Below are 26,073 nucleotides of genomic sequence, written 5' to 3' on the forward strand. Positions count from 1 at the left end.
GGGTTTGGCTGGTGGCCTTATTTCGCCGAATAGTCCAGCACTTCGATGGTGTGGTTGCCGTTGGTGAAGACGCAGATGTCGCCCGCAATCTTGAGGGACTTCTCGACAATGGTCCTGGCATCCAGCTCGGTGTTTTCCAGCAGCGCGATGGCGGCGGACTGGGCAAAGTTGCCGCCGCTGCCGATGGCGATGAGATCGTGCTCCGGCTGTACCACGTCACCGTTGCCGGTGATGATGAAGGATTTGTGTTCGTCGGCCACGGCCAGCAGCGCTTCAAGGCGGCGCAGGGCGCGATCGGTGCGCCAATCTTTGGCCAGCGCCACGGCGGCGCGCTCCAGATTACCCTGATGGGCCTGCAGTTTTGCTTCGAAACGTTCGAGTAGGGTGAAGGCGTCGGCGGTACCGCCAGCGAAACCGGCCAGCACCTTGCCGTTATAGAGGCGATGAACCTTGCGGGCGTTGCCCTTCATGACGGTGTTGCCAAGAGAGACCTGGCCATCGCCACCGATGACGACCTGACCGTTGCGGCGAACTGAAACTATGGTAGTCACTTTACTTACCTCGCTTGAGCCGAATGACGGCCTGACTGTGCATGGCAAGAAAGATGGGGATGGCAAACGGGCTTTTCAACCCTGCCCTTGGTCGGGATAAACGGGGTAGTAAAGAGCGTGGGTGCGAGTGACACCAAAAGAAGTGACACCAAAAGAACAGGGCCGGGTGTTGCCACCCGGCCCTGCGTCATCGGTAAGCGGATTACCCTTTCTTGGGAATGCAGCCGCTGATGCCGGAGCTCTGCAGCTTGCTGTTGGCCGCGTCGGCGGCCGCCTTGCCGTTGAAGGGGCCCACCATCACCTTGTAGACGGTGCCGTTGGCGCCATTGATCACCTGCAGGCTGGAAGAGAGGCCAGCGGTGAAGGCGATACGCGCCTTGAGCGACTCTGCGGAATCCTGCGAGCGCAGGGCGGCGCACTGCATCATATAGCGACCGCTGTCGGCGGCTGCGGTCTGGGCTGGCGGAGTGGCCGCTTTGGCCTTGGCCGCTTCGGCCCGCTCCCGTTCCAGCTCGGCGCGGATCTCCCGCTCCATCCGTTCCCGTTCGGCCTTGCGGTCGATCACCTGCTCTTGCGCGCTGGCAACCGGTGCTCCGGAGGTGGAAGGGGTGGTCGCCGGATTGGGCTGATAGGGCTTGGGCTGGCCGATGGGCGTTCCCGGTTGGGGAATGTCGGTCGGCACCGGTTGCGGCAGCTTCTCCGGCTGCAGGGTCATGGTATCTGCCGGTGGTGGCGGCAGCACACCCGGCTGGGTCGGCGGCTCTATGATATCGACCTGCTTGTTCTCAAGCCGTTCGATGTAGCTCCACTTCTCCTGAGGCAGCCCGTTATTCTGCGCTTTTGGCTTGTTGGCCTTTACCTGCTCCTCAATGGTGGGGGCGTCGTTGCCCTTGCCATTGATCATGTAAAGGAAGCCACCAAAGCCTGCCAGCAGTGCCACGACCAGCAGCACTGGAATAACAGGAAAGCGGCGAGGGGCCGCTTTCTTGGTATTGCGGCCACCCGCCCGACGTCGCGGGCGGCTGCCGACATAATCCCGGGTTGCCATCTATTACATGCGCTCCAGGGTATGGATGCCCAGTACGCCGAGGCCCAGTTTCAGCACCTTGGCGGTGGCGGCGCACAGCAGCAGACGGCTCTGACGGGTTGCTTCGTCCACGCCATCCTTGTTGATCGGGCAGGCTTCATAGAAGGTCATGAAGTTGCCGGACAACTCGTACAGGTAGGTACAGAGCAGGTGCGGCATCCCCTTGTCCGCCACGCCGTTGACCGCGTCGGAGAACTGGATCAGCTTCTGGGCCAGGGTCTCTTCCGCTTCCTCGTTCAGGGTCACATTGCCGGTCAGGGTAGCGGCATCGACGCCGGCCTTGCGGAAGATGGACTGAATACGGGTGTAGGCGTATTGCAGGTAAGGAGCTGTGTTGCCTTCAAAGGAGAGCATCAGATCCCAGTCGAAGATGTAGTCGGTGGTGCGGTTCTTGGAGAGATCCGCATACTTGACCGCACCCATGGCGATGGCGTGCACTACTTCGGCCTTCTCTTCGGCAGAGAGGTCGCTGTTGCGGCTCTCCAGCAGGGCGGCAGCGCGCTCTTCCGCTTCGTTCAGCAGGTCAACCAGCTTGACGGTACCACCGGAGCGGGTCTTGTAGGGACGACCATCCTTGCCCAGCATCATGCCGAAGGCGTGGTGCTCGAGGGGGACGGATTCCGGCACATAGCCCGCCTTGCGGGTGATGGTCCAGGCCTGCATCAGGTGCTGGTGCTGACGGGAGTCGATGAAGTACATCACCCGGTCGGCGCCCAGGGTTTCGTAACGGTATTTGGCACAGGCGATGTCGGTGGTGGTGTAGAGGAAACCGCCATCGCTCTTCTGGATGATGACGCCCATGGCCTCGCCATCCTTGTTCTTGAACTCATCCAGGAAGACAACGGTGGCGCCTTCGCTCTCGACCGCCAGCCCCTTGGCTTTCAGGTCGGCCACGATCTCCGGCAGCATGTCGTTGTACATGGACTCGCCCATGATGTCCTTGTTGGTCAGGGAGACATTCAGGCGGTCGTAGTTGCGCTGGTTCTGCTCCATGGTCATGTCGACCAGCTTCTTCCACATGGTACGGCAGTACTCGTCGCCACCCTGCAGTTTCACCACGTAGTTACGGGCGCGCTCGGCGAAGGCTTCATCTTCGTCGTAGCAACGCTTGGCCTGGGTGTAGAAGGCTTCCAGATCGCGCAGCTCCATGTCGGAGGCGTTTTCGTTGGACATCTTCTCCAGATAGGCGATCAGCATGCCGAACTGGGTACCCCAGTCACCGATGTGGTTGGCACGGATCACTTTGTGGCCGAGGAATTCCAGCGCGCGCGCAGCCACGTCACCGAGTACGGTGGAGCGGATGTGGTGCACCGCCATCTCTTTGGCCACGTTGGGGGCGGAGTAGTCCACCACCACGGTTTGTGGCGCGGGCAACCGTACGTTGGCGTTGGCAGAGGTCACCATGGCCTCGACCTGACCGGCCAGCCAGCGTTGGTCGAAGAAGAAGTTGATGAAGCCGGGACCGGCGATCTCGACCTTGGCGATCAGGTCGGAGGCGGGCAGGTGCTCGATGATGGCAGCCGCCAGCTCACGGGGATTCTTGCGGGCCGGTTTGGCCAGCAGCATGGCCAGGTTGGTAGCCAGGTCGCCGTGAGCTTTTTCCTTGCATCGGTCTACTTGCACGCGGGCTTCCAGGTCCGCCGGCAGGACGCCTGCTGACTTGAGATTGGCTACCGTTTGTTCAAGTAGATGATGAATATGCTCTTTCATAACTGACCACCAAGGTTGCGCGTCGAAAAATGACTGATATATAAGGGCGTGAATTTTACCCGCATCGGCCCGAGAAAACTATAGGGATGACCCGCCGCTCGCTGTCGGGCGGATATTTCACTGCGTTTGGCGCCATATTCCAGAATATTGGGCGGAAATTACGGTGCTTATCCATTTCTACTGCATATCGAAGCGGCTTGTCCAGGCTATTTTCCCCTGATTGTTAAGGGTTTTTCCTTTCCGCTGACGGGAATGATCTCCTCCCTCTGGCCCGGCGTATCAACATACGTTCCCAACCGAGGAGTTTGCGATGCGACTGGCGCTGTTTCCCCTATCTGCCCACCTGCTGCCCGGCGGCGTCATGCCGCTGCGGATCTTCGAACCGAGATACCAGCGGATGATCGCCGAGGCGGGGGAGTCCGGCTTTGCCCTCTGCATGGTGGACCCTCGTCAGCCCGACGCCCTGCGCAACATGCTGCCCATCGCCACCCGGGTCACCATCATCGATTTCGACCGGCTGCCGGACGGCATGCTGGGGATCACGGTGCAGGGGATGGAGCGGGTGCAGATAGAGGATCTGTGGCAGGAGCAGGATGGCCTGCGTATCGGCGAGGTGACGCCGCTGACGGCCTGGCCGCCCCGCCGGCTCCATCCCGATCAGCAACCGCTGGTCGAAGCATTGCGGGAGGTGTTTGCCGACTATCCCGACTATGCTGCCCTCTATCCCGCCCCCCGCTGGGATGATGGCAACTGGGTGGCCCAGCGCTGGTTGGAGGTGCTGCCGATCCCCCCCGAGCAGAAGCAGCTGCTGCTAGCCGCCGCCGACAATCAGCCCGCCATCGCCCTGCTCAAGGGGGTGCTGGTGGCCAGCCACTGATTTTTTCATGAACTGCTGATCTGCCAGCGCCGCAGGGCCGTACCAGTCATTACCACAGCATGTTCGACAGCACACCAAAGGGATGGCGCAATGGCATATACTGGCCAACCACACTCGACCATACGCAGGACCTCGCCCGTGATGGATAACCCGGATGGCGACCTCAAATCTCTGCTGATCAGGGTGGCAGAGCAGGCCGACAAGGCTGCTTTTGCCCGCCTGTTCCAACACTTTGCGCCGCGCATTCGCAGCTACGGCTTGCGCCACCTCGGCAGCGAGGCCAACGCCATGGAGCTGGTACAGGAGACCATGCTGCTGGTGTGGCAGAAGGCGCGCCTCTACCACCCCGAGAAGGGGGCGCCGACCACCTGGATCTACACCGTGATGCGCAACCAGTGCTTCGACATGCTGCGCCGTCGTCGCGCCAGCAAGGAAGATCTCTGTGCCGAGGAGCTGTGGCCCGTGCTGGAGTTTCAGGCCGAAGAGGAGCATCTGAGCGGCGGGGAAGATGCGGTGCTGACCCGTCAGATGGCCCACTATCTGGGTACCCTGCCGGAGCCGCAACAGCAGGTGGTGCGCGGCATCTATCTGCAGGAGTTTTCCCAGCAAGAGCTGGCGGAGCGACTCGGCGTGCCGCTCGGTACCATCAAGTCCCGCCTCCGGTTGGCGTTACAGAAACTGAAAGAGCAAGTGGAGCAAGGCCATGATTAAAGCCCATCCGACCGACCCTATGCTGCGCGCCTTCGCCGCCGACGAGCTCCCTCTGCCGCTGGCGGTGGGGCTCTCCGCCCACTGTGAACTCTGCCCCGATTGTGCTGCCCGACTGAAGACATTCGAAGAGGAGCTGGCGCAGCAATATCTTGCCTCGCCAGCAGAGCCCGAGCTGGACTCTCGGGATGAAGTGGGACTGGACGCCGGATTCGACGCCATGCTGGCGGATATTCTGGCCCAGCCGCTGGCAGAGCCCCTCTCCGAGCCAACACATGACCAGCCCCGAGCCCAGCCCCGAGCCCAGCCCGGCGAGCTGGAGGTAGCCGGGCACGCCTACCGTTTGCCACGGGTGCTGGCCCGCTATCGTTCGTCCAAGTGGCGCCATATCGGGGCTATTCGTCAGCATAGTTTGCCGCTGGACGAGATGGGCGCGCGCGCCAGTTTGCTCCATATCGAAGCGGGCGGCCGCATCCCCGAGCACACCCATCAGGGTTATGAGCTGACCCTGCTGCTGGCGGGCAATATTCAGGATGGCGATACCCTTTACAAGGCGGGGGATTTCATCTGGCGTGATGCCAGCCACTCCCACAGCCCGCATACGCCCGATGGCTGCCTCTGCTACACGGTGCAGGATGCGCCGGTGCAGTTCACCAAAGGGCTGTCGCGGCTGCTGAACGGCATCAGCCAGCACCTCTACTGAGCACCATGACGCCATAGAAAAGGGACCAAGTTGGTCCCTTTTCTCATTTCATTGCAGGCTGCCGGTCAGGCGACAAACACCAGATAGACGGCGAACGCCACGATAAAGCGGTAGATGGCGAACGGGATAAAGTCGATGCGGCGGATCAATGTCAGGAAGGTCTTGATCGCAAACATCGCTACAACGAAGGCGGTGATAAAGCCCACAGTAAACATCGGGAAGTCGGCCATGGAGAGGAAGTCGCGGCTCTTGTAGAGATCAAGCCCGCTGGCCGCCACCATCATGGGCACCGCCATGATGAAAGAGAACTCGGCGGCGGCGTGACGGCTGATCCCCATCAGCATGCCACCACTGATGGTGGCGCCGGAGCGGGAGAAGCCGGGCCACAGGGCCAGACACTGGAACAGACCGATGCCGAACGCCTGCTTGTAGCTGATGTCATCCAGGGTTTCAGCTGTGACGGCCGGGCGGAACTTCTCGGCGATGATGAGCAGGATGCCCCCCGCGACCAGCGCGTACATGACGGTCTGTGGGCCAAACAGGTTGGTCTTGATCCAGCTGTGGATGGCCAGACCGACCACGATGGCGGGCATCATGCCGAGGATGACATGCACCAGCGACAGGGTGGCGTGATCCCGGGACGGCTTCTGGCCGAAGTGGATGCCAATCAAGCCAAACAGGCGGCGCCAGAAGACGGCGACCACGGCGAGGATGGAACCAAGCTGGATCACCACTTCGAAGGTGGCAGCCTTGGGCCCTTCAAAGCCCAGCAGATGGCCGACGATAATCATGTGGCCGGTGGAGGAGACGGGGAGGAACTCGGTCAGCCCCTCGACGACGCCCAGAATAAAGGCGACCAGCAGGCTATAAGTGTCAGTCATCGAACAAACAATCCTTAACTTCGTTGATGTAAAAACGCCCCGAAAGGGTCTCGGGGCGGCATATCTTGCTCGATTGTGACTGCTGAGGCTATGTAAAAATCATGAATTCTTTAAGTTAGTCGCGGATAAAGCGGTAGCGGGTCTGGTGGTGATAACGCTCGCCAGGCAGCAGCCAGGGGTTGCCCAGCTCGGGGCGATTGGGGCTGTCCGGCAGCTGTTGCGCCTCAAGACAGAAGCCGTCGTGATCCCGGTGCGGCTGGCCGCTGCGGTTCGGGGTATTGGCCAGCCAGTTGCCGGTGTAAAACTGCAGCGAGGGTTGGTTGGTGTAGACCTCCATCGCCAGCTGCCTGTCCCCTGATACCACGCGAGCAGCCCACACTTGCGTTGGGCCGTTGAGCACAAAGGCGTGATCGTACCCCTTGGCTTGTTGCTGCTGGGGATGACTCAGCCAATCCTGCCCGACAAGGCGCTCTTGGCGCAGATCGAATGGCCCCTCCACCGGAGTGATGGTGATCGGCAAACCGCTCGGGTCGGTCGGCAGGAAGTGGTCGGCATTGATGCTGATGAGGTGGTCACGGATATCTCCGCCATCGGTTTGCCCATCGAGATTGAAGTAGGCGTGGCTGGTGAGGCTGACCGGCGTAGCGGCATCCGTGCTGGCGATGAAATCCACCACCAGATCGCTCTGCTCAAGCCGGTACTCCAGGGTGACCCGCAGATTGCCGGGAAAGCCCTGATCCCCCGCTCGGGAGAGCAACGCCAGCTTGACCCGATCTGCTTCCAGTTCCTTGATCTGCCAACGCTGGCGATGAAAGCCTGCCTGCCCGCCGTGCAGACAGTTGGGTGCCTGATTGGCATTCAGCGGCCAGCGCTGTCCATCACGCACCAGCTCGGCACCGCCGATGCGGTTGGCAAAACGCCCGGCCACCGCACCCAGCCACACCTGTTGGGTGGGATAGGCGTCGTCGGCACAGCCCAGCAGCACTTCGCGCCGTTTGCCCGCTACCGGCAGGGTGAGGGAGGTGAGGGTTGCGCCGAAGTCGAGGCCGCGCAGGCGCAGCCCCTCTTCATTTTCCAGCTCGAACGGGATCATGGCGCTGCTCATAGCTTGCCTGCACCGGCGCTGGCAGAGCAGACGTAGCAGTCTGCCTTGAGGCCCGAGATGGCCGGATACTCCGCTTCGACGGCGGCAATCACCTCGGCCACCTTCTCGGGGCGCAACAGGGCGACCACGCAGCCGCCGAAGCCGCCGCCGGTCATCCGCACGCCGCCATCTGTGCCGATTTTAGCCTTGATGATCTCCACCAGACCGTCGATGGCGGGCACTGTGATCTCGAAGTCATCGCGCATGGCGGCGTGCGACTCGGCCATCAGCTCGCCTAGTCGGGTCAGATCGTGGCTCGCCAGTGCATCGGCCGCCGCCAGGGTGCGGGCGTTTTCACCGACGATGTGGCGGGCACGACGATAGCAGGCCTCATCCAGCCCGGCCTTGCCCGCTTCCAGTCCGGCCAGATCGAGGTCGCGCAGCGCCTTGACTCCGTAGTGACGGGCGGCCGCTTCGCACTGCTGGCGGCGGGTGTTGTATTCGCTGTCCACCAGACCGCGACGCACGTTGGAGTTGACGATCAGCACCGCCAGATCCGCCGGCATGGGGATGAGGCGAGTCTCCAGCGAGCGGCAGTCGAGCAGCAGGGCATGATCGGTTTTGCCGCTGGCGGAGATCATCTGATCCATGATGCCGCAGTTGCAGCCGACGAACTTGTTCTCCGCCTGCTGACCGTTGAGGGCGATCTCGGCCTGGCTGATATCGAGCCCCAGCGCTTCTTTGAATGCCTGACCGATGGCTACTTCCAGCGAGGCAGAGGAGGAGAGCCCCGCCCCCTGCGGCACGTTGCCGGAGACCACCAGATCGAGGCCGCGCAGGGCATAACCGCGCTCCTGCAGATACTTCACCACGCCGCGGATGTAGTCGCTCCAGCGTTGGCTGGGGTGGTGCTCGATGGGCTGGTCGAGGTCGAACTGGTCGCGCTGGTTGTCGTAGTCGGCGGCGATCACCTGCACTTGCCGGTCATCGCGCAGGCCGATGGCGACGCAGGTCTCGTAGTCGATGGCGCAGGGCAGCACGAAGCCGTCGTTGTAGTCGGTATGTTCACCGATGAGGTTGACGCGGCCGGGGGCGCGCACCAGCAGATCGGGCGCTTTGGCAAATTGCTCGGTAAAAACGGCGCTGACGCGTTGGCTGGGGGTCATAGGGCCTCCTCATTGGTGTGGCTGGTCTGGTTGTAGTGAATGGGGCTCAGGGCACGCAGCCTCTCGGCAGCCTGCTCGGGGGTCAGGTCGCGCTGGGTTTCGGCCAGCATCTCGAAGCCGACCATGAATTTGCGCACGGTGGCGGAGCGCAGCAGCGGCGGATAGAAGTGGGCGTGCAGCTGCCACGCCTCGGGGCAATCCGATTTGGGCGGTGCAAAGTGCCAGCCCATGGAGTAGGGGAAGCTGCACTCGAACAGGTTGTCGTAGCGGCTGGTGAGCTCCTTGAGCGCCACCGCCAGATCCTGTTGCTGGGCCTTGGTCAGGTTGAGCATGGAGGGGACGTGCGCCTTGGGCAGCAGCAGGGTTTCGAACGGCCAGGCGGCCCAGAAGGGGACGACGGCGAGCCAGTGCTCGGTCTCCACCACGATGCGCGAGCGATCCGCCAGCTCCCGTTCCACATACTCCAGCAGCATGGGGCGGCCATGCTCGGCCAGCCAGTCGCGCTGATGCTGCTCTTCGCGGGCGATCTCGTTGGGCAGGAAGTTGCTGCCCCAGATCTGGCCGTGGGGGTGCGGGTTGGAGCAGCCCATGACGGCCCCTTTGTTTTCAAAGACCTGCACCCACTCCCACTGGGCTGACAGCTCGGCGACCTGATCCATCCAGGTGGTGATCACCCCTTCGATGGCGGGTAGCGGCAGCTCGGGCAGGGTCTTGCCGTGATCCGGCGAGAAGCAGATGACCCGGCTGGTGCCGCGGGCTGCCTCCAGTTTCAGCAGGGGATCGCTGGCGCTATCGGCGGCCGGGGTATCCTGCATCAGGGCGGCGAAGTCGTTGGTAAAAACAAAGGTGCCCTGGTAGTCGGGGTTGATGTCACCGGTGACCCGCGTATTGCCCGCGCAGAGGAAACAGTCGGGATCGTGGGCCTGTTTGGGGGCCTGACTCACCTTCTCCACCTGTCCCTGCCAGGGGCGTTTGGCCCGGTGGGGGGAGACAAGCACATACTGGCCGGTCAGCGGGTTGAAGCGGCGATGGGGATGATCGACGGGGTTGAACATCATCTCTCCTGAATAAGGTATTGAAAAATAGGGTCGTCTATTAACAGGGAGCAGGCAGGCCTACTCCTCGTAACCGTTCGGATTGGCGGATTGCCAGCGCCAGCTGTCGGCGCACATGGCGTCGATGTTGCGGGTCGCCCGCCAGCCCAGCTCGCGCTGCGCCTTGGCCGGATCGGCCCAGCAGGCGGCGATGTCGCCCGGGCGGCGCGGTTCGATGCGAAATGGCAGCGGCTTGCCACAGGCTGCAGAGAAAGCGGCGACCAGCTGCAACACGCTCTGGCCCTGACCTGTGCCCAGGTTGTAGGTGTGCACGCCCCCCTTGTCGGCGCAGTGTTGCAGTGCCTTGACGTGCCCCTCGGCGAGATCCATCACATGGATGTAGTCGCGCACGCCGGTGCCGTCCGGGGTGGGGTAATCGTTTCCAAAGACCGAGAGGCAGTCGCGACGGCCAATGGCCACCTGGGTTAAAAATGGCATGAGATTGTTGGGGATCCCCTGCGGGTCTTCCCCCATGGTGCCCGATTCGTGGGCGCCGACCGGATTGAAGTAGCGCAGCAGGGTCATGCTCCAGTGGGGCTCGGCCAGCTGCAGATCCTCGAGGATCTCCTCGATGATCAGCTTGGAGCGACCGTAGGGGTTGGTAGCACTGCGGGGGAAATCCTCGCGGATCGGCAGGCTGGCCGGATCGCCATAGACGGTGGCCGAGGAGCTGAACACCAGATTGTGCACCCCGGCCCGTTTCATCGCCTGCAGCAGGGTGAGGGTGCCGCCGAGGTTGTTCTCGTAGTAATCCAGTGGAATGCGAGTCGACTCACCGACCGCCTTGAGGGCGGCAAAGTGGATCACTGCGTCGATCTGCTGTTCGGCGAAGATCCGGTCCAGCAGGGCGGCATCGCGAATATCTCCTTGATAGAACACGGGTTGCTGGCCGCTGATAGCCGCGACTCGAGTCAATACGCTGCGCTTGCTGTTGCAGAGGTTGTCGACCACCACGGGATTCATACCTGCCGCTTGCAGGGCCAGACAGGTGTGGCTGCCGATATATCCGCAACCGCCGGTGACCAGAACGTTCATCTTGCTCTCCACTGAAAAGTGTCTGGAAGCAGTCTAGCCGAGGGTGTGGCGACCAAACTGTGAGCTTGCTTGCAAAATAGTGTAAACGATTACACTGTTTTTATGGTCGTCCTGACGGCAGATATACGTTTCACCCCTGTTTTCAATGGGTTTGCTGGGTATAATGGCGCTCTATTGCACAGTGAAAGAAGTGAAAACAGCATGAGCACCATCAAGGATGTCGCCCGTTTGGCCAATGTGTCAGTGGCAACGGTTTCACGGGTGATGAACAACTCCCCCAAGGCCAGCGCCGCGTCTCGCGAAGTGGTGCAGAAGGCCATGGCTGAACTGGGCTACACCCCCAACGCCAACGCGCGGGCACTGGTGAGCCAGACTTGCGACACCATGGGGGTAGTGGTCGGTGACGTGGCCGATCCCTTCTTCGGTGCACTGGTGAAGGGTGTCTCCGGCATCGCCGTCGAGCAGAACCTCCACCTGCTGATGGGTAACGGTTTTCACAAGGCGCGTCAGGAGCGTGAAGCGATCGAGCTGCTGATCGGCAAGCGCTGCGAGGCGCTGGTGGTGCATAGCAAGGCGCTGAGCGACGAGGAGTTGTGCGATTACGCCATGCGGGTGCCCGGCATGGTGTTGATCAACCGTGATATTCCTGCCCTCAAGGGACGCTGCATCGCCCTCAACAATCGGCTTGGTGCGGCCACGGCGACTCGCCACCTGATCGAACTGGGCCACCGCCATATCGCCTTTATCAGCTCGGATCACGCCATCGAGGATGCCACCTTGCGTCTGCAGGGCTATCAGGATGGGCTGATGGAAGCCGGTCTGGTAGCCGATCCCGAGCTTATCGAGAGTGGCACCCCGAACGAGGAGGGGGGGGAGCGTGCCATGCTCAACCTGCTGGCCAAGGGGCTCAAGGTGACCGCCGTGGTGGCCTATAACGATGCCATGGCGGCTGGCGCCATCTCCGTGCTGGCGGACAACGGCCTGCGAGTGCCGGAGGAGGTCTCGGTAGTGGGCTTCGATGACATCATCTATGCCAGATACCTGAGGCCCAAGCTCTCCACCATGCGCTATCCCATCGAGTTGATGGCGGCCCAGGCGGCCAAGCTGGCTATTCAGTTGGCTGCGGGGGAGAGTGACGCGACCCAGAGCCGGATCTATACCCCCACCCTGATCAATCGCCACTCGGTGGCACCGGTTCGGGCCGGATAGCCCCCTTTTTCGGCCCTGTTCGGGGCCGTTTCTTGCACAGTTATTGTTTTACCTATTTTTAATCATTTTTACTCCGCTTTACTTAACAAAATTAGTGTAATCGTTTACATCTGTGTGAGCGAGATCGCCGTTCCCTGCGTCATACTTCTCTAGACTGAATACGTTTTCTAATCAGCAGGGAGAGTGTGAATGCTCAGGGAGATAGTGGCGCGTCAGGATTGGCAGACTCAGGCCATTACGTCGGTAAACCGGCTGGCTGCCCATACCCCCATGTTCAGCTGGCGCAGCGAAGCGGATGCCTGGGGTGATCTGGCCTCTTCCTCCCGTCTCTTGCTCGATGGCGAGTGGCGCTTCTCCTTCTTTGCCGCTCCCGAATTGGTGCCCGAGAGCTGGCTGGCGCAGGATCTGGTGGATGCTTGCCCTATTACCGTGCCGGGTAACTGGCAGCTGGATGCCGCCTATCCGGCTGCGCGGCCGCCCACCGATGGGCCCATCTATACCAATATCAAGTACCCCTTTCCTTGCGATCCGCCCCGGGTGCCGGTAGAGAACCCCACCGGTTGCTACTCCCGCGAGTTTGAGTTGCCTGCCGAGTGGTTGGTCAGCGGCCAGAGCCGGATCATTTTCGACGGGGTGAGCAGCGCCTTCCACCTGTTCTGCAACGGCCGTTGGGTCGGCTACTCCCAGGACAGCCGCCTGCCCGCCGAGTTCGATCTGACCTCGTACCTGCACGCCGGTCGCAACCGGCTGGCGGTGCTGGTGCTGCGCTGGTCTGATGGCTCCTATCTGGAAGATCAGGATATGTGGTGGCTGTCGGGGATCTTCCGCTCCGTCAGCCTGTTGCACAAACCGACCCGCCATCTGATGGATATGCGGGTGACCCCCGAGCTGGATGCCTGCTATCGGGATGGCCGTCTCAAAATTGCCCTGCAAGTCGCCAATGGGGCTGGTCTGTCGGTGGAGGCCAATCTCTATGACGGTGGCGAGCGGGTCGCGACCCTGCGCCAGCCAATCGGTACCCAAGCCATTGATGAAAAAGGGGCGTATGACGATCGCGCCGAGTTCTGGCTCGACGTGGCTGCGCCGCGCAAGTGGAGCGCCGAGACGCCCCATCTCTATCGCCTGACCCTGACCCTGCTGGACGAGCAGGGCCGCGCCATCGAGAGTGAGGCGTGCGATGTGGGCTTTCGGGTGGTGGAGATCCGTGGCGGTCTGCTGCGGGTCAATGGTCAGCCGCTGCTTATTCGCGGTGCCAACCGTCATGAACACCATCCCGCCAAGGGCTATGCCATCGATCGCGCCACCATGGAGCGGGATCTGCTGCTGATGAAGCGGCACAACTTCAATGCGGTGCGCTGCTCCCACTATCCCAACCACCCCGACTTCTATCACCTCTGTGATCGGCTCGGCCTCTATGTGGTGGACGAGGCGAATCTGGAGACCCACGGCATGACCCCCATGGGGCGGCTGGCGCGGGATCCCGCTTGGAGCAATGCCTTTCTGGAGCGGGCGACCCGCATGGTGGCACGGGATTTCAATCACCCCTCCATCATCATCTGGTCGCTCGGCAACGAGTCGGGTTACGGCCCGGCCCACGATGCCATGTATGGCTGGATCAAGCGCAGCGATCCGAGCCGTCCGGTGCAGTACGAGGGAGGCGGGGCCGATACCCCGGCCACCGATATCATCTGCCCCATGTATGCCAGAACCCATCAGGATCAACCCTTTCCTGCGGTGCCCAAGTGGGCGCTGGCCAAGTGGATCGGCCTGCCCGGCGAGCACCGGCCGTTGATCCTCTGCGAATATGCCCACGCCATGGGCAACAGTCTCGGGGGCTACGCCCACTACTGGCAGGCGTTTCGCGATCATCCACGCCTGCAAGGCGGGTTTGTCTGGGATTGGGTCGATCAGGGGCTCGACAAATACACCGCCGATGGTCGCCACTACTGGGGCTACGGCGGCGACTTCGGTGATGTGCAAAACGATCGCCAGTTCTGCTGCAACGGTCTGCTGTTCCCGGATCGCACTCCGCATCCAGCCCTGTTCGAGGCGAAGCGGGCCCAGCAGCCGTTCCGCTTCACCCTGCTCGAGCACACCCCGCTGCGGGTGCGGATCGAGAGCGAATACCTGTTTCGGGAAACCGACAACGAGCGGCTTTGCTGGCAGCTGTGCGAGAACGGCCATGTGCAGCAGCAGGGGGAGATCTCCCTTGAGCTGGCACCACAGGGGGTGGTCGAGTTGACCCTGAGCGAGACACTGCCCCCCTTTGCGGCAGGTTCACTGGCCTGGCTCGATCTGGCCATCGTGCAGCCACAGGCCACCCTATGGTCGCAGGCGGATCACAAGGTCGCCCGTCAGCAGTTCACCTTGCCGACCCCCCTTGCTCTACCTGCTGCCGCCGCTGCCGCCACCCTGAGCGAGCAGCCGGATGGCTGGCGGATCACCGCCGCAAGCAGCCAGTGGTGGCTCGACAAGCAGAGCGGTCGCATCACCAGTTGGCAAAAATCGGGGCAGGAGCAGTTGCTGGCGCCGATCATGGATCACTTCTACCGGGCGCCGCTCGACAACGACATTGGCACCAGCGAAGCGGATCACGCCGACCCCAACTCCTGGATTGCTCGCTGGCAGGTGTGTGGTCTCGGCCAGTGGCAGCACCGCTGTTTGGGGATCACGGTCGCCGGAGGGGATATCCGGGTTAGTCATGGCTACTTCCACCACGATGAGCTGCTGCTGGTGAGTCACTGGCATCACCACTTTACCGACGATGGTGCCATGAGCCTGGAGATAGAGACCGAGCTGGCGCAGGTTCTGCCGTCGCTGCCGCGGATTGGCCTGCTGCTTCATCTGGCCGAGGTACCGGCGCGAGCCGAATGGCTGGGGCGTGGCCCGCACGAGAACTATCCGGATCGCCTGCTGGGCGCCGATCTGGGGCGCTGGAGTTTGCCGCTGGAGGCCATGCACACCCCTTACATCTTCCCGAGCGACAACGGCTTGCGCTGCGATACCCGCCAGTTGCAGTTGGGCAGCACGACGGTGAACGGCAGCTTCCATTTCAGTGCCAGCCGCTTCAGTCAGCAACAGCTGGCCGCTGCTCGTCACCAGAGCGATCTGGTGGCCGAAGAGGGGTTGTGGGTCTGTCTCGATGGCGTCCACATGGGGGTGGGCGGGGATGACTCCTGGAGCCAGAGCGTGCGTCCCGAGTATCAACTGCTCGAGCGTCGTTACCGTTGGGGCTGCACTCTCCGTTAAGCCAGCTATGGAGGCGACTGTCGAGCCAGTGCGTCATTTTGACAACAGACCAGTAACGACTAGCCTCAATGCTGTGGGAAAGATTGAGTCTCAAATCTGATTTTTATTTATATGTATTTGAAAAATAAATATAAAGTTTCAATGTAACAGAGTGTAAACGTTTTCATTTTGTCGTCATGATCACAGAAGAAATGACAACAAACTGATTACATTGATTGGCGCTTGCTCAATTGCTCGCCACCCTACAACACAGATAGACACATCGGAGCACACATAATGAAAAAACTGACCACAGTTGCCGCCCTGCTGATGGGCATGATGGCTGGAGCCAATGCCCAGGCTGACACCCGTATCGGGGTAACCGTCTACAAGTACGACGACAACTTCATGGCGGTCGTGCGCAAGGCCATCGAGAAGGAGGCGGCAGCCACTCCGGGGGTGGAACTGCTGATGAACGACTCCCAGAACGACCAGTCCAAGCAGAACGACCAGATCGACGTGCTGCTGGCCAAAGGGGTGAAGGCGCTGGCCATCAACCTGGTTGACCCGGCTGCGGCCCCGGTGGTGATTGAGAAAGCCCGTGGCGAAGATATCCCGGTGGTCTTCTACAACAAGGAGCCGAGCGCTACCGATCTGGCCAGCTACGACAAGGCCTACTACGTGGGTACCGACTCCAAGGAGTCAGGGATCATCCAGGGTCAGCTGATTGCCAAACACTGGAAAGCCCATCCGGAGTGGGATCTGAACAAGGATGGCGTGATCCAGTTCGTGCTGCTGAAAGGGGAGCCGGGCCACCCGGATGCCGAAGCGCGCACCTCCTACGTGGTCAAGACCCTGAACGATGGTGGCGTCAAGACTGAACAACTGCACATGGATACCGGTATGTGGGATACCGCCATGGCGAAAGACAAGATGGATGCTTGGATCTCCGGCCCCAACGCCAACAAGATCGAAGTGGTCATCGCCAACAACGACGGCATGGCAATGGGTGCGGTCGAGTCACTGAAAGCCCAGGGCAAGACTGCCATTCCGGTATTCGGCGTCGATGCGCTGCCGGAAGCGCTGGCCATGGTCAAGAGCGGCGCCATGGCGGGTACCGTGCTGAACGATGCGGCCAACCAGGCCAAAGCCACCTTCGAGCTGACCAAGAATCTGGCTGAAGGCAAACCGGCCGGTGAAGGTACCAAGTGGAATATCGTCGACAAGGTAGTACGTGTTGCCTACGTCGGTGTGGATAAAGACAACCTGTCCCAATTCGAGTAATTCCCTCCTCCAGGGCAAGGGAGATCCCCTTGCCCTTTTTTCAACCAGATGTGATGGCTGATATGACAACACAGCAACAATCAGAATGGCTGTTGGAGATGATTGACGTCAGTAAGAGCTTTCCCGGCGTCAAGGCACTCGATAATGTCAATTTACGGGTCCGTCCTCATTCTGTGCATGCGTTGATGGGCGAGAACGGAGCGGGAAAATCCACACTGCTCAAGTGCCTGTTCGGCATTTACGAGAAGGATCAGGGCAAGATCTTCTTCAAGGGGCAGGAGATCAACTTCACCTCCTCCAAAGAGGCGCTGGAAAATGGCGTCTCCATGGTGCATCAGGAGCTCAACCTGGTGCTGCAGCGTACCGTGATGGACAACATGTGGCTCGGCCGCTACCCCACCAAGGGGTGGTTTATCGACCACGGCAAGATGTATGACGACACCAAGCGCATCTTCGATGAGCTGGATATCGACATCGACCCCAAGGTGAAGGTCGCGACCCTGTCGGTCTCCCAGATGCAGATGATCGAGATCGCCAAGGCGTTCTCCTACGACGCCAAGATCGTCATCATGGACGAACCCACCTCCTCCCTGACCGAGAAAGAGGTGAACCACCTCTTCAAGATCATCAACAAGTTGAAGGAGAAGGGGTGCGGCATCGTCTACATCTCTCACAAGATGGAGGAGATCTTCCAGCTCTGTGACGAGATCACCATATTGCGGGATGGCCAGTGGGTGGCAACCCAGCCGCTCAAGGGCATGACCATGGATCAGATCATCGGCATGATGGTCGGCCGTGAACTGACCCAGCGTTTCCCGGAAAAGACCAACCAGCCGAAAGAGGTGATCCTCGAGATCGAACACCTGACGGCGAAGAACCAGCCCTCCATTCAGGACATCACCTTCAACCTGCACAAGGGGGAGATCCTCGGCATCGCCGGACTGGTGGGGGCCAAGCGCACCGACATCGTCGAGACCCTGTTCGGCATTCGCGATCGCAGTCAGGGCAGCATCAAGCTGCACGGCAAAGAGGTAGCCAACCACAACGCCCACGAAGCGATCCGCAACGGCTTTGCGCTGGTGACGGAAGAGCGCCGCTCCACCGGTATCTACTCCCGGCTCGATATCGCCTTCAACTCCCTGATCGCCAACATGGACAGCTACAAGGGCTCCATGGGGCTGCTCAGCGATAACAAGATGAAGAGCGATACCCAGTGGGTGATCGACTCCATGCGGGTCAAGACGCCGACCCAGCAGACCCAGATAGGTTCCCTCTCCGGGGGTAACCAGCAGAAGGTGATCATCGGTCGCTGGCTGCTGACCCAGCCGGAGATCCTGATGCTCGATGAGCCCACCCGCGGCATCGATGTTGGGGCCAAGTTCGAGATCTACCAGCTCATCCTGGAGCTGGCGAAGAAGGACAAGGGGATCATCATCATCTCGTCAGAGATGCCGGAACTGCTGGGGATCACCGACCGCATCATGGTGATGAGCAATGGCCGGGTCGCCGGGATCGTCAATACCAAAGAAACTGACCAGAGCGAGATACTGCGCCTGGCATCTCTGTACCTCTAGAGACAGGAAGACATTTATGGAGTCGGCTAAAAATTTCAATCTGATGCAGGCGCTCAAGGAAAACGCCATCTATCTGGTGCTGCTGGTGCTGCTCATGGTCATCGTGATCCAGGAGCCCTCCTTCCTGAGCCTCACCAACTTCAGCAACATCCTGACCCAGTCCTCGGTGCGGGTCATCATCGCACTGGGGGTGGCGGGCATCATTATCACCCAGGGGACGGATCTCTCGGCCGGTCGTCAGGTCGGTCTGGCGGCACTCATCGCGGCAACCATGTTGCAGGCGCTCACCAACGTCAACAAGGTGTTCCCGACGCTGGGGGAGGTGCCCATTCCTGCGGTGATCCTGCTGGTGTGTGTGGTGGGGGCGCTGATTGGTCTGGTCAACGGTCTCATTGTGGCCTACCTGAACGTCACCCCGTTCATTACCACCCTGGGCACCATGATCATCGTCTACGGTATCAACTCCCTCTACTTTGACTCGGTAGGGGCTTCGCCGGTGGCCGGGTTTGACCCTCGCTTCTCCAGCTTCGCCCAAGGGTTTATCCGGATAGGAGGATTCAAGCTCTCCTATCTTACCTTCTACGCGGCCATCGCCAGCGTCTTTGTCTGGGTGCTGTGGAACAAGACCCGCTTTGGCAAAAACATCTTCGCCATCGGTGGCAACCCCGAGGCGGCCAAGGTCTCCGGCGTCAACGTGGCGGTCAATCTGGTGATGATCTATGCGCTGGCAGGGGTCTTCTACGCCTTCGGCGGCATGCTGGAAGCGGGCCGTATCGGTAGCGCCACCAACAACCTAGGCTTCATGTACGAGCTGGATGCCATCGCGGCGTGCGTGGTGGGCGGCGTGTCGTTTGCTGGCGGGGTGGGAACGGTCGCGGGTGTGATCACCGGCGTACTTATCTTCACCCTGATCAACTATGGCTTGACCTATATCGGCGTCAGCCCTTACTGGCAGTTCATCATCAAGGGCGGCATCATCATTCTGGCGGTGGCCCTGGACTCCATGAAGTACGCCAAGAAGAAGTAACGATTGGCAGAGAGGGTTGGCGTTGCCAGCCCTCTCTTCTGGAGGGAACCCATGCCATTCAAGGTCAAGATTTACCTCTTGCTGCTACTGGCCATTCTGGTCACCATCGGCACTGCCGGGCTCAGCGTCAACCACTTCATCAGTGGCTACATTCGCACTCAGGCCACCCACAACATCAACGAGCAGATCACTCTGGTCAAAGAGAAGCTGGCCAGCGACATCAATCAGAAGATCCTGTTGGCCGCCAACCTCAACTTCGGGGTGACCAACGTCAAGAAAACTCTGCAAGAGACCGGCTTTCACAACATCGTCAAAGTGATCGGCGACATGGCCTTCGACGTGAGCGGGGTCATCAACGACAGCGCCAAAGTCGATGCCCTGCGCAAGCTGATCCCCGCCGCCAACAACCAGATCACCGTCAGCCCGCTGCAACAGGTGGATGGCAAGCCGGTCATCACCATTCTGGTGCCGCGCGGTGCCGATTCCGCCTATCTCTACTACCTCGACATGAGCGAGTTCAAAAGCCTGCTGGAGAAGATGAGTGGCGATGGCCGCTACTTCTCGCTGGCCGACAGTCAGGGCAACAGCCTCTATGACAACAAGCCGCAGGGGGAGAGCGAAGCGCGCCCCAACCAGCTGGATATTCGTGGCAGCAGCTGGACGCTGACCGGCTACATCGACCTCGATTACATCCGGGCCATGACCCGGGCCCTCAACGGCCAGATCATCATGGCGCTGTGCGGTGTGGCGATCGTGGTGATGGTGCTGGCGATGCTGGCGCTCAACGTGGCCTATCGCCCCATTCTCTCGTTGCGGGATCTGGTGCTGGAGCTCTCTCGCGGTAGCGGCGATCTCACCCGCCGGCTGGCGGTGACCAGCAAGGATGATCTGGGCCAGATCTCGGCCGGGATCAACCGCTTTATCGAGCGGCTGCAGGAGATGATGGGGGAGGTACGGCAGGCGAGCGGCCAGCTCAACAGCGGCATCGAGGGGTTGGCCAGTCAGACCGGCGCCGCCCAGTCCCTGCTGGCGGATCATGTACGCGAGACCGAGCAGGTGGTGACTGCCATCAACGAGATGAGCCGCACCGCGGTCTCCGTCTCCGAGAGTGCGGCCAGCACCGCCCAGCTCACCGGCCAGAGCCAGCAGCTGGCGAGCCAGTCCCGTCAGGTGGTAGATCAGGCCATGGCCAGCGTGATGGCGCTGGTGGACGAAGTGGAAGCCACTGCCCGCTCCATCGAGGCGATGCAGCAGGATGTGCAGCAGATTGGCTCCGTGCTGGGGGTGATCGGCAGCATTGCCGAACAGACCAACCTACTGGCCCTCAACGCCGCCATCGAGGCGGCCCGCGCCGGTGAACAGGGGCGCGGTTTTGCGGTGGTGGCGGACGAGGTGCGTTCCCTCGCGGCCCGCACCCAGCAGAGCACAGCCGAGATCCAGACCATGCTGGCCAGTCTGCAGCGGGGCACCCGCACTGTGGTGGATGCCATGGGCAATACCAAGCAGAGCTGTCAGGGGGCGGCCGAGAACACCACCAGGGTCAACGAGTCGCTGGATCTGATGGCGGGAGAAGTGGTGGAGATCAACGATCTCATCAGCCATATCGCCACGGCGGCGGAGCAGCAGAGCGCGGTGGCCGAAGAGATCAACCGCAACATGAGCGCCATCGCCGAAGTGATCCGCCAGCTGACCCATAATGGCGAAGCGACGGTCGCCAGCTCTGCGGCGATGCAGCAGACCTACGACCGGCTGCGGGAGATCGTGGGTCACTTCCGGCTGGAGTGAGGCCGATGTTCAGTCAATAACAAAACAGGGCCATCCGGCCCTGTTGTTGTTTTCCTGTCTGCCTGAATCAATCGGCCTTGCGGCGCAGATAGACCCCGGCTTCCATGTGATGGGTCCAGGGGAACTGGTCGAACAGGGCGAAACGGGCGATCTCGTGGGTTTCGCCCAGCACGGCCATGTTGGCCTGCAGTGTCTCGGGGTTGCAGGAGATGTAGAGGATGTTGTCGTACTCCTGCACCAGCTTGACGGTGGCATCGTCGAGACCGGCGCGGGGCGGGTCGACGAAGATGGTGTTGCACTGGTAGCTCTTGAGCTCGACCCCCTTGAGGCGGTTGAACTCCCGCTCGCCACGCATCGCCATGGTGAACTCCTCGGCCGACATGCGCAGGATGATCAGGTTGTCGACGCCGTTGGCGGCGATGTTGAACTGGGCGGAGTCGACGCTCGGCTTGGCGATCTCGGTGGCCAGCACCTTGCGGAAGTTCTGCGCCAGCGCGATGGAGAAGTTGCCGTTGCCGCAATAGAGCTCCAGCAGGTCCCCTTCGCTCCCCTTGGTCACATCCAGCGCCCAGGCCAGCATCTGCTCGTTGATGGCGGCGTTGGGCTGGGTGAAGCTGTTCTCCACCTGCTTGTAGATGAGCTGGCGACCCGCCACGTTGAGCTGTTCGATGACGAAGTCATCCCCCAGACAGATCTTCTGCTTGTGGGCGCGGCCAATCAATTGCAGCTCGAACCCCTTGGCGCGCAGATCGGCCTGCAGCACTTCGGCGGCTTGTTGCCATTCGGCCTCCAGCTTGCGGTGATAGAGCAGGCTGACAATGATCTGGCCGGACTGGGTGGAGAGGTAGTCGATCTGGAACAGCTTGCGGCGCAGCACCGGGTGTGGGCGCAGCCCCTCCAGCAGCAGCGGCATCAACTGGTTGATGAGGCGGCTGGCGGTGGGGAAGTGGTCTATCTTGATGATATCTTTGGTCGCCGGGGCATACATGCAGTGGAAGAGGCCATCCCCTTCGTGCCAGATGCGAAATTCGGCGCGCATCCGGTAGTACTCCGCCGGCGAGCTGTGCACTTCCAGCGCCGGGAGGGTGAAGCCGGCAAACAGCTCGGTGAGGCGAGCGCGCTTTTCGTCGAGTTGGGCCTGATAGTCGGCCGCGGTTCTAGGTGCCGGAGCGTTCGCGGAAGGCTGTTGGGACTGGGTCATAAATACCTCACATGCACACCGGCCGGGCCGGGTCGAAATCGGGGGAAGGCAACAGGCCACCCAAAGGGGCCCGATTTTAAAAGCCAGCGGCAGATTGTCCAGCATTTTGTGGTCAAGAAGTGTTCAGTCAGGCCGATAGCTGATCTACAGGCATGGTGGGAGGACACATTATGCAGATCGAAGGCGTGGGCGCAGCCCAACCCAAGGGAGTGGGTGTTTCTCCCAAATCGCCCCAACAGGCGGAGCAGAAACAGGTCAAGAGCGAGGAGGAGGTCTCCTTGCACAAGCCGCCCAAGTGGGCGCAGGTGCTGATCCAGCAGGCATTGCAGTTCTCGCTGGAGATCAACGGCCAGGGCTATCAGGCGCCGAAGGTGAAAGAGCCCGAGGAGATCACGCCGGAGACCCTGTTCGACTTCCAGTCGGTGGCTGACAACGTGCTGCAGTTTGTGACCGGGCGGCTTGGCGCCGCACGGGCCGATGGCAAATCCGACGACGACCTGACCGGGATGATGGAGCAGGCCCGCAAGGGGGTCGACAAGGGCTTTGACGAGGCGAAGAAGCAGCTCGGTAAGTGGGCGACTGACAACGACGATATCAAAACCGGTATCGATCAGAGCTACAAGCTGATCCAGAAAGGGCTCGAGGAGTTCGAGAAGGAGTTCTTCGGCAAGGTTTCTCCGACCGACATGGGACAGGCCGAGATGGCCAGTCGCCAGCAGGGGTATCTGGAGATCCAGACCAAGGATGGCGACAAGGTGGTGCTGCGATTCAACGACAGCTGGCAGACCAAGTCCCAGAGCAGCGAGAGCGGCAGCCAGTTCAGCCTCAAATCGAGCCAGAGCTTCAGCTTCTCGCTGGAGGGGGACCTCAGCAGCGACGAGATGGAGTCCATCGGCAAGTTGGTCAAGGGGATCGACGAGCTGGCGGGGAGCTTCTTCTCCGGCAACTTCGAGGATCTGCTGGACAAGGCGGGCGAGCTGAAACTGGATGACAGCCAGTTGGCCTCCTACTCCCTCAAGCTCAAGCAGAGCGTCAAGCTGAGCCAGACCTATCAGGGGGCGCACTCCCTGCAGGATTTGATCAAGCCGTTTGCCGACTACCTGCCGAAGCTGGATCAGGTGCAGAAACAGGCGGATAGCCTGCTGCCCCCAGCCCAACAACAGGCGTTGACCCCGGCCGTGCTGGCCGCGAGAGGAGAAGAGGAACCGGCTCAGGTCGATCGCTTCACCAGCTTCAACCAGCGGATGCTGGAGGCGCTGCGGATGATCAACCAGTTCCAGCCCTCCACCGAGCCCGCCAGTAAGAACGCCTGAGCCACAGCGTGTAACGCAAGTAATGACCTGCCGTTTGCCAGCCCTTCCCGGGGCTGGCAAACTGGCCTTTTCTCCAATCCGGTTGCCCCATGAACCCCAAGAAGCCAAGAGACAAGCGCGAGCTCTGCTACCCCTTTATCTTCGAAACCTCGTTCAAATGTGATTTTGAAATCGCCACCGACGAGCTCTGCTGTCAGGTCGGGGCCGTGCTGTCACACCTTGCGCCGGATGCCGATACCGAGCCCATGCTGGCGGATCTCGCGGCGTTGCAGCGGCTTATCTACAACCTCAACGGCTCGGTGCGCGGCAAGCTGGGGATCTTCGACGCAGATCTTGAGTGGCTCAAGGCCCGTTACGACCACTACAACGAGGCGAGTCGCGGCAGCGTCACCGGTTTTGTGCTGCCACAGGGGCCACAGCCCATTCCCACCCTCCATCTGTGCCGCTGCGGCAGCAAGAAGGTGGTGCGGCTACTGGTCAGGCTGGAAGAGAGCGAGGTGGCCTTCGATCCCATTCTCTATCGCTTCGCCAACCTGCTGGCCAACTTCTTCTTCGTGCTCACCGTCTACCTCAAGCAGCGCTGGCAGGTGCCGGAAGTGCCCTACGTCAGCATCAATTACTGATGGCGGCTGGTTAGCGGCCAGACGTCATGGTGGATTGAACGGAATAAAAAACCGGAGCCTTGGGCTCCGGTTTTGCTTTTCAGCGCGTAAGTTGCCCGCTCAGCTGGAGATCAGCACCCGGGCCGAGTTGGCGGGGATGGTGAGCTGCACCTCGCCCTGCACCACTTCAAACTTCTCACCGTTGAAGGCGTCGGTGAAGCGGCTGGCAGGGCTGGCGGTCTGCCACAGGGGCAGGCTGATGGTGCGCGGCTCGCTCGGGTGGCGGTTGCAGGCTACTACCACCTGATCGCTTTGCAGGGTACGGGCGAACACATAGCTGTGGGGCCCGGCGTAGAGGGTCTGGATATCGCCACGGCGCAGGGAGGGGCGCTGGCGGCGGATCTGGATCAACCGGCGATAGTGGTCGTGCAGCACGTGATCCCAGTCTGTGGTATCCCACGGGAAGCAGCGGCGGCAGTCCGGATCGTTGCCGCCGGAGAGCCCCACTTCATCGCCGTAGTAGATGGACGGCACGCCGATATAGGTGAGCAGCAGGGTGGCGGCCAGCTGCATCCGCTGTTTGTCTTCACCCAGAAGATGGAGGAAACGGGCGGTGTCGTGGCTGTCCAGCAAGTTGAACTGGGCCAGCTGGTTCTTGAACGGGATGTGGGCCCGCGCCAGCTTGAGCCAGCGATCCAGCTCTTCGGCGCTGATCTTGATGGGGTGGTAGGCGATGTCCTGCCCCGCCAGGAAGGCGCGGATCGGATGGGCGAAGCCGTAGTAGTTCATGGCACCGTCCTCCTGATCCCCTTGCAGCCACTGGCTCGCCTCGAAGAAGTGTTCGCCGAGCACATAGGCGTCCGGGTTCTCCTGCTTCACTGCCCCGCGAATGGCTCGCACGTGACTGCGATTGCCCTCGGCGGTGCCGCGCTCGCCCAGCATGTGGATGACGTCAAAGCGCCAGCCATCGATCTGGTAGGGGGCGCGCATCCAGTAACGGAGGATCGCGTCGTCAGCCCGATAGACGGCGTCCTGCACCTTCTCGCAGGAGAAGTCGAGCTTGGGCAGGCTGCGAATGCCCTTCCAGCTGACGTAATCCCCTTCTTTATCAAAGGTGTAGAAGCTGCGCCATGGCGAATCTGGGTTGCTCTGGGCGCCGAGTGGCGGGCAGAACCAGGGGTGCTGGGTCGAGGTGTGATTGACCACTGCATCGAGAATGATCTTCATGCCGCGCTGGTGCAGGTTGCGAGTCAGCTCGGCGAACTGCTCGTTGCTGCCGAGGTGGGCATCCACCTTGAAGTAGTCCTGGGTGTCGTACTTGTGGTTGCTCGGCGAATCGAAGATGGGGTTGAGATAGAGCGCAGTGACCCCGAGGGATTGCAGGTAGTGCAGCTTGGCATCGATGCCCGCCAGATCGCCGCCATAGAATTCGCAGGCACCGTGCCCCTCTTCGTGACGACTGACCGGCTCGCCCCACGCCTTGCTGATGACCGCCTTGCCACGGTACTCGTACTCGTGATGCTTGACGCTGAGGGACGGGTCGCCGTTGCAGAAGCGGTCGGGGAAGATCTGGTAGAACACCTGATCCTGCACCCAGGCCGGTGGCTGGTGCAGGCTGTTGAAGCGAAAATGTTGCTCCCGTGGCGGCATGGACGCGCTGACGCCCGCCCCGTGCAGCCACCACTGCTCCTCGTCGGTGAGGCACTTGAAGCTGTAGAGGTGGATATCCTGTCCCTTGATGAGCGGCAGGGTCGCCTGCCACACCTGCAGCCGATCGCGGGTGGAGACCGCCGTCATCGGGATCAGGTACTCCTCGTTATCCGGCTCGTGGCGCAGCCACACCTCGCGGATCGGCGCATCCAGCTCGCTAAAAAGGGTCAATTGCAGTGCGTCGGCGCTCTCTTTGAACCAGGGCGCCACCTGGGGATGAAACAGAAACGGATGGGTCATGATG

Annotated in this window: 21 protein-coding genes; 11 read left to right on the plus strand and 10 right to left on the minus strand. The window is 61.2% G+C overall.

Annotation, left to right across the window (positions count from 1 at the left end; all coding sequences use genetic code 11):
• Positions 1-17: 17 nt before the first annotated feature.
• The 3 genes from hslV to argS form a co-directional block, all read right to left on the minus strand.
• A complete protein-coding gene (gene hslV, locus AB5Z05_RS03315; protein WP_005340772.1) occupies positions 18-551 on the minus strand; it encodes an ATP-dependent protease subunit HslV in 534 nt (177 codons plus the stop codon).
• Between the two features lie 202 nt (positions 552-753).
• Positions 754-1,599 carry an SPOR domain-containing protein gene (locus AB5Z05_RS03320; RefSeq protein ID WP_005340771.1) on the minus strand — a complete coding sequence of 282 codons (846 nt, stop codon included), beginning with the start codon at positions 1,597-1,599 and terminating at the stop codon, positions 754-756.
• Between the two features lie 3 nt (positions 1,600-1,602).
• On the minus strand, positions 1,603-3,348 hold the full coding sequence (argS, locus tag AB5Z05_RS03325) for an arginine--tRNA ligase (protein WP_270906143.1): 1,746 nt from the start codon (positions 3,346-3,348) through the stop codon (positions 1,603-1,605).
• A gap of 310 nt (positions 3,349-3,658) precedes the next feature.
• On the opposite strand from argS, the gene AB5Z05_RS03330 reads away from it, so the two are divergent.
• The 3 genes from AB5Z05_RS03330 to AB5Z05_RS03340 all read left to right on the plus strand — a co-directional run bounded on the left by AB5Z05_RS03330 (position 3,659) and on the right by AB5Z05_RS03340 (position 5,636).
• Positions 3,659-4,225, plus strand: coding sequence for an LON peptidase substrate-binding domain-containing protein (locus AB5Z05_RS03330; RefSeq protein WP_101530424.1), 567 nt, complete (start codon positions 3,659-3,661; stop codon positions 4,223-4,225).
• Positions 4,226-4,366: 141 nt separating this feature from the next.
• Entirely contained in the window at positions 4,367-4,936 is a 570-nt protein-coding gene (locus AB5Z05_RS03335) for a sigma-70 family RNA polymerase sigma factor (RefSeq protein WP_005355542.1), read from the plus strand.
• On the plus strand, positions 4,929-5,636 hold the full coding sequence (locus AB5Z05_RS03340) for a ChrR family anti-sigma-E factor (protein ID WP_279464118.1): 708 nt from the start codon (positions 4,929-4,931) through the stop codon (positions 5,634-5,636). The genes AB5Z05_RS03335 and AB5Z05_RS03340 overlap by 8 nt, the downstream gene beginning before the upstream one ends.
• 65 nt (positions 5,637-5,701) lie before the next feature.
• Here AB5Z05_RS03340 and bacA read toward each other — a convergent pair whose 3' ends face one another.
• From bacA to galE, 5 genes are all read right to left on the minus strand, one after another.
• Positions 5,702-6,517, minus strand: coding sequence for an undecaprenyl-diphosphate phosphatase (bacA, locus tag AB5Z05_RS03345; protein ID WP_120416346.1), 816 nt, complete (start codon positions 6,515-6,517; stop codon positions 5,702-5,704).
• A gap of 115 nt (positions 6,518-6,632) precedes the next feature.
• Positions 6,633-7,622: a galactose-1-epimerase gene (gene galM / locus AB5Z05_RS03350; RefSeq protein ID WP_368150096.1), complete on the minus strand. Its 990-nt coding sequence runs from the start codon at positions 7,620-7,622 to the stop codon at positions 6,633-6,635.
• On the minus strand, positions 7,619-8,767 hold the full coding sequence (gene galK, locus AB5Z05_RS03355; protein ID WP_368150097.1) for a galactokinase: 1,149 nt from the start codon (positions 8,765-8,767) through the stop codon (positions 7,619-7,621). The genes galM and galK overlap by 4 nt, the downstream gene beginning before the upstream one ends.
• A complete protein-coding gene (locus tag AB5Z05_RS03360; RefSeq protein ID WP_368150129.1) occupies positions 8,764-9,822 on the minus strand; it encodes a UDP-glucose--hexose-1-phosphate uridylyltransferase in 1,059 nt (352 codons plus the stop codon). The genes galK and AB5Z05_RS03360 overlap by 4 nt, the downstream gene beginning before the upstream one ends.
• A 60-nt stretch (positions 9,823-9,882) precedes the next feature.
• Complete coding sequence (gene galE, locus AB5Z05_RS03365) at positions 9,883-10,896, minus strand: UDP-glucose 4-epimerase GalE (protein WP_201958942.1); 1,014 nt, start codon at positions 10,894-10,896, stop codon at positions 9,883-9,885.
• A gap of 201 nt (positions 10,897-11,097) precedes the next feature.
• Here galE and AB5Z05_RS03370 point away from each other — a divergent pair, with 201 nt between their 5' ends.
• The 6 genes from AB5Z05_RS03370 (at position 11,098) to AB5Z05_RS03395 (ending at position 21,003) form a co-directional block, all read left to right on the plus strand.
• A complete protein-coding gene (locus AB5Z05_RS03370; protein ID WP_323936548.1) occupies positions 11,098-12,105 on the plus strand; it encodes a substrate-binding domain-containing protein in 1,008 nt (335 codons plus the stop codon).
• 189 nt (positions 12,106-12,294) lie between these two features.
• Positions 12,295-15,354 carry a beta-galactosidase gene (locus tag AB5Z05_RS03375; protein WP_368150098.1) on the plus strand — a complete coding sequence of 1,020 codons (3,060 nt, stop codon included), beginning with the start codon at positions 12,295-12,297 and terminating at the stop codon, positions 15,352-15,354.
• Positions 15,355-15,630: 276 nt separating this feature from the next.
• A complete protein-coding gene (gene mglB / locus AB5Z05_RS03380) occupies positions 15,631-16,617 on the plus strand; it encodes a galactose/glucose ABC transporter substrate-binding protein MglB (RefSeq protein ID WP_005340747.1) in 987 nt (328 codons plus the stop codon).
• Between the two features lie 53 nt (positions 16,618-16,670).
• Complete coding sequence (gene mglA / locus AB5Z05_RS03385; RefSeq protein ID WP_069527674.1) at positions 16,671-18,191, plus strand: galactose/methyl galactoside ABC transporter ATP-binding protein MglA; 1,521 nt, start codon at positions 16,671-16,673, stop codon at positions 18,189-18,191.
• Between the two features lie 16 nt (positions 18,192-18,207).
• Positions 18,208-19,218: a galactose/methyl galactoside ABC transporter permease MglC gene (mglC, locus tag AB5Z05_RS03390; protein WP_005342585.1), complete on the plus strand. Its 1,011-nt coding sequence runs from the start codon at positions 18,208-18,210 to the stop codon at positions 19,216-19,218.
• A 51-nt stretch (positions 19,219-19,269) separates the two neighbouring features.
• On the plus strand, positions 19,270-21,003 hold the full coding sequence (locus AB5Z05_RS03395) for a methyl-accepting chemotaxis protein (protein ID WP_368150099.1): 1,734 nt from the start codon (positions 19,270-19,272) through the stop codon (positions 21,001-21,003).
• A 67-nt stretch (positions 21,004-21,070) separates the two neighbouring features.
• Here the strand turns inward: AB5Z05_RS03395 and trmA are convergent, their stop codons facing one another.
• The gene (trmA, locus tag AB5Z05_RS03400; protein WP_368150100.1) at positions 21,071-22,204 is read right to left on the minus strand and encodes a tRNA (uridine(54)-C5)-methyltransferase TrmA; all 1,134 of its coding nucleotides are present in this window, start codon (positions 22,202-22,204) and stop codon (positions 21,071-21,073) included.
• Positions 22,205-22,374: 170 nt separating this feature from the next.
• Here trmA and AB5Z05_RS03405 point away from each other — a divergent pair, with 170 nt between their 5' ends.
• Both AB5Z05_RS03405 and AB5Z05_RS03410 read left to right on the plus strand, forming a co-directional pair.
• Positions 22,375-23,517 (plus strand): DUF5610 domain-containing protein, encoded by a 1,143-nt coding sequence (locus AB5Z05_RS03405; RefSeq protein ID WP_368150101.1) that lies wholly within the window; start codon positions 22,375-22,377, stop codon positions 23,515-23,517.
• An 89-nt stretch (positions 23,518-23,606) separates the two neighbouring features.
• Positions 23,607-24,140 carry a cobalamin adenosyltransferase gene (locus AB5Z05_RS03410; RefSeq protein ID WP_058059398.1) on the plus strand — a complete coding sequence of 178 codons (534 nt, stop codon included), beginning with the start codon at positions 23,607-23,609 and terminating at the stop codon, positions 24,138-24,140.
• Positions 24,141-24,239: 99 nt separating this feature from the next.
• Here the strand turns inward: AB5Z05_RS03410 and malZ are convergent, their stop codons facing one another.
• Positions 24,240-26,069 (minus strand): maltodextrin glucosidase, encoded by a 1,830-nt coding sequence (gene malZ / locus AB5Z05_RS03415; protein ID WP_139430088.1) that lies wholly within the window; start codon positions 26,067-26,069, stop codon positions 24,240-24,242.
• Between the last annotated feature and the right edge of the window lie 4 nt (positions 26,070-26,073).

The organism is Aeromonas sp. R2-4, from assembly GCF_040908365.1.
Classification (GTDB): Bacteria; Pseudomonadota; Gammaproteobacteria; order Enterobacterales; family Aeromonadaceae; genus Aeromonas; species Aeromonas veronii.